Source organism: Terriglobus sp. RCC_193 (assembly GCF_041355105.1).
In the GTDB taxonomy this organism is placed as follows: Bacteria; Acidobacteriota; Terriglobia; order Terriglobales; family Acidobacteriaceae; genus Terriglobus.
On sequence record NZ_JBFUPK010000003.1, the window covers coordinates 19,186 to 28,145 of the forward strand.

Here is an 8,960-nt window from a genome sequence, read left to right on the forward strand (position 1 = left end):
GTAAATGAACCCGCAGGCGTCTGAATCGTGCATGGTCGGTAAAGCGTTAAAACTCGGCGGCAAGGCGAGTATCTGGCTTGCAAAACGACAGGCGCGCAAGCACGGCATGAAGATCAACCTGGCCCTGGGAGTGCTTGGGGCAGGCATTGCCGCCTGCGAAGCATGGAAGACCCACCAGCACGACGCGGCGGTACGTGGCAAGGTTGTCCTGATCACGGGCGGCAGCCGCGGTCTGGGACTGGAACTTGCACGGCAATTCGGGCTCGGTGGTGCCCATCTCGTACTCGTCGCACGCAGGGATGAAGAACTCCGCGAAGCCCTGGGCACATTAATGCGAGAAGGAGCCATCCCCAACGGCAGCACGGCCCACACCATCACCGCCGACATCAGCCTCAAAGAAGACTGCGAACGCATGATTGCCGACGCCACGGAACGTTACGGACGCGTCGATATCCTCATCAACTGCGCTGGAATCATCACCATAGGCCCATTTGAAGACCAGCCGGCTGAAGCCTTCCGCGACGCCATGAATATCAACTTCTTCGGCCAGCTTTATGCCATCCAGGCAGTCCTGCCGCAGATGCTGACGCGGAAATCAGGGCAGATCGTCAACATTGCCAGCATCGGCGGCAAGATCGCCGTACCGCACATGCTGCCTTACGTCGCCAGCAAATTCGCCCTGGTGGGCCTCAGCGAGGGCCTTCATGCGGAGCTGAGACACAAGGGCATCCACGTACTTACCGTCTGCCCGGGCCTGATGCGGACCGGCTCGCATGTACAGGTGGACCTGGTCGGCAATGCGGAAAAGGAATATCGCTGGTTCAAACTGGCCGCCACCGTGCCCGGCATCGCCATCGCGGCCCGCTCCGCAGCAAAATCCATCTTCCAGGCCACCGTCGCACGCCGCGCAGAGATCACGATCACACCGCAGGCATGGCTTGCCGCACGGCTGGTGGGAATTGCCCCGGAATGCTCCACCCGCTTCGCAGCACTGGCCAATCACATCGCCCTTCCGGCCTCCAATGGCAACCAGCAGCCCGTCAAAGGAGCCGAAATCGAGGCAAAACGAAAAGCGCAAAGGACAACCAGAAACAACAGCAACGCGGGTACCCCCTTCTCTCCCGCCCCAGCATGAAAATCCTGTTACAAATGGCGTTAAACGGCCATCCGTGGAAAAGAATTGTGTGCCAGGCAGCCCGGACAGGAGTACCCTAAAAGAACTCCTAGACCCGTTCCAGGGTCAGACAGGCCGCGAGAACCGGGAAGTACCTCCACTCCCTCTCTCCCGCGGCCTGCCCTATGTCGGAGTCCATATAAGCATTTCGACACCCGCAAATCCGGCAACTCCTTCCTTTTGAACCCTGCCTTACTTGTTCAACACTGAGAACCGCCTAGTGTGCCGGCACCATGACGGCGTTCTCGTCTACCTTCGGGATTCCGAAGTGCCCACTCAAATGCAGCATGTCCAGCGGCCGCAGCGTGCAATCCACATTGACCACGCTCATGTTCCGGTCGCCACGCGTCAGCACAGTGACACCCGTGATGTTCGCCCCCTGAAAATGCAGCCACATGTCCGTCATGTTCGCGGAAGCTGCACCGTTCGCATTCACCAGGTGCTTCCACCCCGCCGCACGATATTGCGCGTCAATCATGCCCAACGCGCCGGGATCGTAGCGCGCAAAATCCTTCGCATGAAACGTCCGCACGGTGATGCTGTTCAGCCCGGCGACCACGCGACGCGTCTCCGGATCGCTATTGGCAAAAAACTGGTCCGCCGCCGACAGCATGTTGCGGTCAAAGGTGAATGAAGTTTGTGAGGCGTTACTGCTGATCACATCGCCAAAGTTTGGCACCCAGCCTGCTAGTGGCGGTGCGCCAACAGGTGGAGGAGGCGCACTCTGTGCCGGCAGGCAAACAGCTCCCACAGCCAGGACAGCGGCAGTGGCAAAGATCGAAAGTGTACGGACAAAATCCATATCCTGTGTGACCCGCTTTCTCTCGCCAAGTCGCATATCGCACAGAAACATAACCACGCAGATACGCGACAGCCAACCCTGTTGCCTTTCGTGCGTCTCACCACTGCCATCACACAGAGGGGTGCGTTATGATGTTCGGCATGAAGCTGTCTCGCAGTCGCCGCAAAAAACTGGAAGAAATCGAAGCGCGTATCCAGGAAAGCCTTTCCCAGATTCCTGCCGCTGTTGAGGCTGCGTTGCCCCGGTCGAAGTCACATAAGCTGGCTGTTACGGCCGCATGGGTCGCTGGCGGCGTCGGCGTTCTGACGCTCGGCCTCCTCGCAGGCCGCGAACTGCGCGTGCGCTACAAGCTGAGCCGCCGCACCCCCTACGACTACTACGCCCATGCAGGCGACCAGACACCTGATCTGGAGTTCGGCGTCGGCATTTAAACGGATTAACGATCCACCCGGAGCCCCACGTTCCACCGCGAGCGTGGGGTTTCCTCTTGAACACGTAAGGACATACGAACGATGAGCATCGCATTCCTCTTCCCCGGACAGGGTTCGCAAAGCGTCGGCATGGGCCGCGATCTGGTAGAAAAATTCCCCGCCGCCAAAGCCGTCTTTGAAGAAGCCGACGACGCCCTGGGCTACAGCCTTTCGCAGCTCTGCTTCGAAGGCCCGGAAGACAAGTTGAAGCTCACGGAATACACCCAGCCCGCCATCCTGACCGTCTCCGTGGCGGCAGCGCGTGTGCTGGCTGACCACGGCATCACAGCCGCCATGTCCGCGGGTCACTCCCTTGGCGAATACAGCGCGCACGTCGCCGCTGGCACACTCACCTTTGCCGACGCCGTTCGCACCGTACGCCTGCGCGGCCAGTTCATGCAGCAGGCCGTCCCCGAAGGTAAGGGAGGCATGTCCGCCATCCTGGGCCTCGACGCCGGACGCATCGGCGAACTCTGCCAACAGGCCAGCGACGAGCACAACACCATCGTTGCCCCTGCAAACCTGAACGCGCCGGAACAGACCGTCATCTCCGGCGAAGCCACCGCCGTCACCCGCGCAGGCGAGCTCTGCAAGGAAGCCGGAGCCAAACGCGTCGTCCCTCTGCCCGTCTCCGCACCCTTCCACTGCAAGCTGATGGAGCCCGCCGCCGAACGCCTGGCCGCCGAGCTGGAGCGCATCGTCATTCTCGACCCGCAGATCCCCGTCGCCAGCAATGTCGACGCCCGTATGATCAGCCGCCGCGCCGACGTCCGCGACTGCCTCATCCGCCAGGTGACGGGAGCCGTCCGCTGGGTGGACTGCGTGGAACTGCTGAAGACCAGCGGCGCCACCACCTTCATCGAAGTCGGCCCCGGCAAAGTCCTCAGCGGCCTCATGCGCCAGATCGATCGCGCACAGAAGATGCTGAACGTGGAAGACGGCGACAGCCTGCAGAAGACGCTGGTAGCGCTGAACGGCGAATAGGAACTGATTTTCCAACCCAAAGACGAAGATGCCCACCTCGAAAGGTGGGCATCATCGTTTCACGTTCTATGCCTTGCCATACTTCCTGCGGTAATCCTCCAGGAATTTCGCAATGCGACCAATCGCCTCTCGCAAATCCGGCTCGTGCGGCAGAAACACAATGCGGAAGTGGTCAGGATGCGGCCAGTTAAAGCCCGTTCCCTGCACCAGCATCACCCGCGTTGCCTCAAGCAACTGCAGCAGAAACTGGCGGTCGTCCTGGATGGGATACATCTCCGGGTCAAGCCGCGGAAACATATACAGCGCAGCCTGCGGCCGGACACACGTCACGCCTGGAATGGCGGTCAGCAACTCATAAGCCAGGTCGCGCTGGCGACGCAGACGGCCACCCTCGCCCACCAGGTCATGAATGCTCTGGTAGCCACCCAGCGCGGTCTGAATCGCCCACTGCCCCGGCACATTCGCACACAGCTTCATGTTGGCCAGCATGTTCAGGCCTTCGATGTAGTCGCTGGCAGCGAGCTTATCGCCAGAGACAACCATCCATCCCGCACGATAACCACAGGCACGATAGCTCTTCGAAAGCGAGTTGAAGGTCAGCGTCAGTACATCCGTAGACAGGCTTGCAATCGCCGTGTGCGTCACGCCGTCATACAAAACTTTGTCATAGACCTCGTCCGCCAGAATCACCAGGCCATGCTCGCGAGCAATAGCGACGATGCCCCGCAGGATATGGTCCGGATAAAGCACGCCCGTCGGATTGTTCGGATTGATAACGACAATGCCCTTGGTGCGCGGCGTGATCCTGGAGCGAATGTCGTCCAGATCCGGGTTCCAGTGATTGTCTTCGTCGCACAGGTAATGCACGGGCTTGCCGCCTGACAAGCTGGTGACCGCCGTCCACAGCGGATAATCCGGCGCGGGAACCAGCAACTCGTCGCCATCATTCAGCAGCGCATTTACGGCCATCGCAATCAGATCAGAGGCGCCATTGCCCAGGTAAACATCTTCCAGCGTCACACCCTGTATGCCCTGCGTCTGGGTGTAATGCATCACGGCCTTGCGTGCGGCAAAGATGCCCTTGCTGTCCGAATAACCCGCCGAATTCGGCAGATTACGAATCATGTCCTGCTGGACTTCTTCAGGCGCATTGAAGCCAAACACGGCCAGGTTGCCGATGTTGAGTTTGATTAGCTGCTGGCCTTCGTCTTCAATCTGCTTGGCACGTTCCATGATGGGACCGCGGATGTCATACAGAACATGTGCCAGCTTGCTGGATTTACTTATCGTTTTCATGATCGCTCAAGTCATGCGCATACAACACAATGCGCATGACTCAAACCATACGCGATTCCGCAGGCAAAGGCAGCCCTGCGACGAAAGCCTTCACGACACCCTTCGACTGCAACGCCAGAAGAAATAAGACATTCCCAGCAGAACACCTGCCCCCACGGCCCAGCCCCAGGCCGCCGGACCATCGCCCACTGCAAGATGCGCAATCACAGCGGAGACAAGCGTGATGGCGAAGCCTGCATAGGCCCACTCCTTGATGCGCGCCGGCACTGCAGGCACAAGCAATGCAATCACCCCCGCGAACTTGGCCCACGAGAGTTCCACGCGGAAGTAGCTCGGAAACCCAAGATGAGCGAATGCCGCAGCCACTTGAGGCAGCTTCAATTGCGCATAGGCGGTAAAGGTCATGTGGATGGCGAACAGTGCCGTGGTGATCCAGAAACCCACGGCACATCGCTTCGGCGCCACTACGCGATGCTCCCTTCCAGCACCTGCTCCAACTGACCCAGAAACTTCTGCCATCCGTACTGCGCGCCACGGAATGCTGCTTCCTGATCCGCGCGTAAGCCAGACTGTTCCATACGAAGGCGCGTACCGCCTTCCTCCGGCGTCAGCGTAAAGAGCACCACACTCTCACCCCCCATGGAGTTCCACGTGTACGAAAGCTTCCGCTGTGGCTCAATTGCCAGCACTTCGCAGTCAATGACGCCGTTCCAATTCGCCACAGGCTCGGCACGAAACTGAAACGACTTACCCACTGCAGGACTGAAGTCGTTCTTCATCAGCCACTGCGCAAGGAGCGCAGATTCTGTCAGCGCTCGCCACAGCTTTTCAGGAGGATGCGCGAAGCTCCTCTCGATCAGAACGGTACGGGTTTCTGCGGGATTACTCATGGTTCCATCCTTTCCAAAACTTCTTCCAGCTTGTCGAAGCGTTCACGCCAGAACGCACTGTAATGCCGCAGCCAATCGGCAATGGGCTCCAGCGCTTCCGGCCGAGAGCGATAATGCGTCTCGCGTCCATCGCGGCGATGCCGCACCAGCTTTGCCTGTTTCAGCACCGTCAGGTGTTTGGAAACAGCAGGCTGCGAAACACCCGCAAAGCGAGTGAGCGCATGCACCGTCTGTTCTCCTTCCCGAGTCAGTTCTTCGAAGATTGCCCTTCGGGTCGGGTCAGAAAGAGCACGAAACACGAGATTGGCTTTAGCTTGTGGCACGAAGGAAACCATAACCGTTTGGTTATGGTTCGTCAAGAAATTCCGAGACTAAAATCCACCACAAAATGCGGCATGGCCCGACTGGGGTGCCGGGCCATGTTGCATCAATCCAGTTTTCCAGCTGCGAACACGCTACGCACCATTCGATGTTCTTAGTGTTTTCTCACGCATTGAAAGCCGTCTCGTACGGCATCCATCTGTTTCCACAGCGCTGCCGGTCGGGGTGCCTTCGACATGGAAAAAAACACAGCCGTATTGCCCGTCTTCGGGCAGAAGGCGGTGATGACCTCAGACTGCAGCGTAATCACCTCGCCATGCCGGTCGTACAGAGTTACTGTTCCTGCGAAGTTTGCAGCGGGTTCTCCGCCGAAGTTTGGTTGCCCTTCGCTCGCCTGGTATTTCGCTGCTACTTTCGTCGGATCCGGGGTGAACTTGTTATTCCTCCCACGCTGTTCTGCCAATCCCCTAAAGTAGGCCAACATGTCTTTTTCCAGACCTTCGGAGGTAATCTTCTGCGAACCTTCCAGCCACCACACGATGAGATAGCTGTGATACTCGGGCGAGTTCGTATTGTCGAACCCCGGTGCGAACGCAAGGTCCTCAAGCCCCTTGTGCTCAATGGAAGGCGCCCACGGCAAGGGGAATGGATATCTCAAATCCATCTGCCAGTTACCCGGAATCGAATAGTGAAAAGCATCCGTCGCGGGATTGAGATGGGGCGCGTAAGGTCTTCGCTTCAGTGTGACCTCTCCCAATGGATGGCCCACCTTCGCAACGGTCAGACGAACTGTGTCACCTGCGACTCCCGATAAACCTGCCCGCCCAAGCTCACCGGCGTCATGCCCTTCAGCGGAGGTTCCGTTCACCGACACGATAATATCGCCCGCTGTAAGCCCAGCATCGGCTGCCGCCGTACCCGGCTCAACCGCTCTCAATATCAGCACGCCCCGTTTGTTCTGCTGACCTTCACCGTAAAGCTGCAGCACCGAGATGCCCAGGGTTCCCGGCTCCTGAGCAAGAACGGCAATCGATGTCATTGCCAGGCAATATGCCGTTACAACCCAGTACCTCAGCGATTTCCGATGCATTCAGTACGCTCCTGTGCTTCAACCACGGAAGAAGCATTCTGATCACCATCCGCTTGATTTGTCTGCACACTGAGAAGAAAGAACTTACCAAACTGTTCCAGGCCTTCACCCAACTTGCGTTGTTCACATTTAGGTCCAAGCGTTCATCCGCGAACAATACCCGCTGCGGGAATGATGCTTTTTTGAAGCTGCTGATTCCCCGGCTACACTAACGCCATGTCCCTGCTCTCCGTTGAAAACCTGACCATCCGTTTCGGACTCGGCACCGCTGTGGATGGCATCTCGTTTTCCATTGATGAAGGAGAAGTGCTCGGCCTTGTAGGCGAATCCGGTTCCGGCAAATCCGTTACCTCGCTTGCGATCCTGCGTCTCCTTGCACCTTCTGCAACGATGACGGGTAACATCCGTTTCGATGGCCATGACCTCCTAAAATTTTCGGAGAAGCAGATGCGCGCGCGTCGCGGACGCGACATCAGCATGATCTTTCAGGAACCCATGACGGCACTGAATCCCGCCATGACCATCGGTGAACAGATTGCCGAGACCGTCCGCATCCATCATCCAAAACTCAGCAAGGCAGAAGTGAAAGACCGCGTGCTCGAGTCGCTGAACAACGTTGCGCTGCCCGATCCCACACGCCGCAGCAAAGATTACCCGCACCAGTTCAGCGGTGGCCAACGCCAGCGCATCATGATTGCGATGGCCGTGGTCAACCAGCCGCGTCTTCTTATCGCAGACGAGCCCACCACCGCGCTCGACGTCACCGTACAGGCGCAGATCCTTCGCCTGCTGCGCGACCTGCGCGAACGCCACGGCCTGAGCATGTTGTTCATCTCGCACGACCTTGCCGTTACAGCGCAGACGGCGGACCGCGTGGCCGTGATGCGCCGCGGCCACATCCTGGAAACCAACACCGCAGCCGAGCTCTTCCGCGCACCCCAGGACGACTACACGCGCGCCCTGCTGGCCGCCGTGCCCACCATGCACACAGACCGCACCCGCCCCCTCGCCACACTCTGACGAGTCTTTCGTCGAACATTGCGGTAGCATGGATAGGTTCGCGCGTCCGCGCAGACCACGTTTTCTGATGCGCGCACTCGTCCTCTCCGACATTCACGGCAACCTGGAAGCACTGAACGCCGTGCTGGAAGACGCAGGCGCATGGGACGCCCTATGGAACCTGGGCGACGTCGTCGGCTACGGCGCCAGCCCCAACGAAGTCGTCGACCAGATGCGCCGCCGCGCCACTCAAAGCGTCCGCGGCAACCACGACAAGGTAGCCAGCGGCATCGAGTCTCCCGAGACCTTCAACGCATCCGCACGTGAAGCCGTGGAGTGGACACGCGAACACCTGACCCCGGAATCCATCCTGTGGCTCAAGGCGCTACCGCACGGCCCTCTCAAGGTCGATAAAGCCGATGTCTCCCTTGCGCACGGCTCCCCTGTGAATGAAGACATCTACATCCTGAACATTCGTGATGCATGGCAGCCGCTGCAGGTGATGCAGCAACAGGTCACCTTTTTCGGCCACACCCACATCCAGGGCGGCTTCGGCTGGCAGGACGGCCACTGGTTCACGGTGACACCCAAGTACCTTCGCAACTCCGGCCCCTGTCACTGGACACTCGCCATGGAGGAAGGTCGTCGCTATCTGTTGAACCCCGGCTCCGTAGGCCAGCCGCGCGACCTGGACCCACGCGCCTCCTACGCCATCTACGACAGCGATGCGAAGACCATCACCTTCCATCGTGTGCCCTACGACATCGACCTGGCACAAGGCCGCATCCTGCTCGCGGGCCTCCCGGAAAAACTCGCCAAGCGCCTCCGCATAGGCCGTTAACCATCCGCCAATGCGCCACTGCGAACTCGCGGAATTGCCACCAAATCCGTCATCGTCGAAGCCACGCAAATAAAACAGGGAACAGCCCTGGCT

Annotated in this window: 11 protein-coding genes; 5 read left to right on the forward strand and 6 right to left on the reverse strand. The window is 59.1% G+C overall.

Translation table 11 applies throughout. The annotated features are described in order from the left end of the window. Window positions 1–4: 4 nt before the first annotated feature. Window positions 5–1,135 (forward strand): SDR family NAD(P)-dependent oxidoreductase, encoded by a 1,131-nt coding sequence (locus AB6729_RS15970; RefSeq protein WP_371082654.1) that lies wholly within the window; start codon window positions 5–7, stop codon window positions 1,133–1,135. Between the two features lie 256 nt (window positions 1,136–1,391). Here AB6729_RS15970 and AB6729_RS15975 read toward each other — a convergent pair whose 3' ends face one another. Further along, on the reverse strand, window positions 1,392–1,976 hold the full coding sequence (locus AB6729_RS15975; RefSeq protein WP_371082655.1) for a hypothetical protein: 585 nt from the start codon (window positions 1,974–1,976) through the stop codon (window positions 1,392–1,394). Window positions 1,977–2,116: 140 nt separating this feature from the next. On the opposite strand from AB6729_RS15975, the gene AB6729_RS15980 reads away from it, so the two are divergent. Beyond that, a complete protein-coding gene (locus tag AB6729_RS15980) occupies window positions 2,117–2,407 on the forward strand; it encodes a hypothetical protein (RefSeq protein WP_371082656.1) in 291 nt (96 codons plus the stop codon). An 81-nt stretch (window positions 2,408–2,488) separates the two neighbouring features. Further along, complete coding sequence (gene fabD / locus AB6729_RS15985; RefSeq protein WP_371082657.1) at window positions 2,489–3,430, forward strand: ACP S-malonyltransferase; 942 nt, start codon at window positions 2,489–2,491, stop codon at window positions 3,428–3,430. Between the two features lie 66 nt (window positions 3,431–3,496). Here the strand turns inward: fabD and AB6729_RS15990 are convergent, their stop codons facing one another. The 5 genes from AB6729_RS15990 to AB6729_RS16010 all read right to left on the reverse strand — a co-directional run bounded on the left by AB6729_RS15990 (window position 3,497) and on the right by AB6729_RS16010 (window position 6,976). Then, window positions 3,497–4,726 carry a pyridoxal phosphate-dependent aminotransferase gene (locus AB6729_RS15990; RefSeq protein WP_371082658.1) on the reverse strand — a complete coding sequence of 410 codons (1,230 nt, stop codon included), beginning with the start codon at window positions 4,724–4,726 and terminating at the stop codon, window positions 3,497–3,499. 90 nt (window positions 4,727–4,816) lie between these two features. Then, on the reverse strand, window positions 4,817–5,191 hold the full coding sequence (locus AB6729_RS15995) for a DoxX family protein (protein WP_371082659.1): 375 nt from the start codon (window positions 5,189–5,191) through the stop codon (window positions 4,817–4,819). Further along, a complete protein-coding gene (locus tag AB6729_RS16000; protein WP_371082660.1) occupies window positions 5,191–5,616 on the reverse strand; it encodes an SRPBCC domain-containing protein in 426 nt (141 codons plus the stop codon). Before AB6729_RS16000 ends, AB6729_RS15995 begins: the two co-directional genes overlap by 1 nt. Further along, window positions 5,613–5,951 (reverse strand): ArsR/SmtB family transcription factor, encoded by a 339-nt coding sequence (locus AB6729_RS16005; protein WP_371082661.1) that lies wholly within the window; start codon window positions 5,949–5,951, stop codon window positions 5,613–5,615. The genes AB6729_RS16000 and AB6729_RS16005 overlap by 4 nt, the downstream gene beginning before the upstream one ends. 140 nt (window positions 5,952–6,091) lie before the next feature. Continuing rightward, the gene (locus tag AB6729_RS16010) at window positions 6,092–6,976 is read right to left on the reverse strand and encodes a PDZ domain-containing protein (RefSeq protein WP_371082662.1); all 885 of its coding nucleotides are present in this window, start codon (window positions 6,974–6,976) and stop codon (window positions 6,092–6,094) included. Between the two features lie 267 nt (window positions 6,977–7,243). Here AB6729_RS16010 and AB6729_RS16015 point away from each other — a divergent pair, with 267 nt between their 5' ends. Both AB6729_RS16015 and AB6729_RS16020 read left to right on the forward strand, forming a co-directional pair. Beyond that, complete coding sequence (locus tag AB6729_RS16015) at window positions 7,244–8,047, forward strand: ABC transporter ATP-binding protein (RefSeq protein ID WP_371082663.1); 804 nt, start codon at window positions 7,244–7,246, stop codon at window positions 8,045–8,047. 67 nt (window positions 8,048–8,114) lie between these two features. Then, window positions 8,115–8,867, forward strand: a complete 753-nt coding sequence (locus tag AB6729_RS16020) for a metallophosphoesterase (protein WP_371082664.1) — start codon at window positions 8,115–8,117, stop codon at window positions 8,865–8,867. The last annotated feature ends 93 nt before the right edge of the window (window positions 8,868–8,960 follow it).

Coding starts and splice junctions, on each gene's coding strand:
- AB6729_RS16005 (WP_371082661.1), bottom strand. CDS start 5,951: ATGGTTTCCTTCGTGCCACAAGCTAAAGCCAATCTCGTGTTTCGTGCT.
- AB6729_RS15975 (WP_371082655.1), bottom strand. CDS start 1,976: ATGGATTTTGTCCGTACACTTTCGATCTTTGCCACTGCCGCTGTCCTG.
- AB6729_RS16000 (WP_371082660.1), bottom strand. CDS start 5,616: ATGAGTAATCCCGCAGAAACCCGTACCGTTCTGATCGAGAGGAGCTTC.
- AB6729_RS16015 (WP_371082663.1), top strand. CDS start 7,244: ATGTCCCTGCTCTCCGTTGAAAACCTGACCATCCGTTTCGGACTCGGC.
- AB6729_RS16020 (WP_371082664.1), top strand. CDS start 8,115: ATGCGCGCACTCGTCCTCTCCGACATTCACGGCAACCTGGAAGCACTG.
- AB6729_RS15970 (WP_371082654.1), top strand. CDS start 5: ATGAACCCGCAGGCGTCTGAATCGTGCATGGTCGGTAAAGCGTTAAAA.
- AB6729_RS15980 (WP_371082656.1), top strand. CDS start 2,117: ATGAAGCTGTCTCGCAGTCGCCGCAAAAAACTGGAAGAAATCGAAGCG.
- fabD (WP_371082657.1), top strand. CDS start 2,489: ATGAGCATCGCATTCCTCTTCCCCGGACAGGGTTCGCAAAGCGTCGGC.
- AB6729_RS16010 (WP_371082662.1), bottom strand. CDS start 6,976: ATGACATCGATTGCCGTTCTTGCTCAGGAGCCGGGAACCCTGGGCATC.
- AB6729_RS15990 (WP_371082658.1), bottom strand. CDS start 4,726: ATGAAAACGATAAGTAAATCCAGCAAGCTGGCACATGTTCTGTATGAC.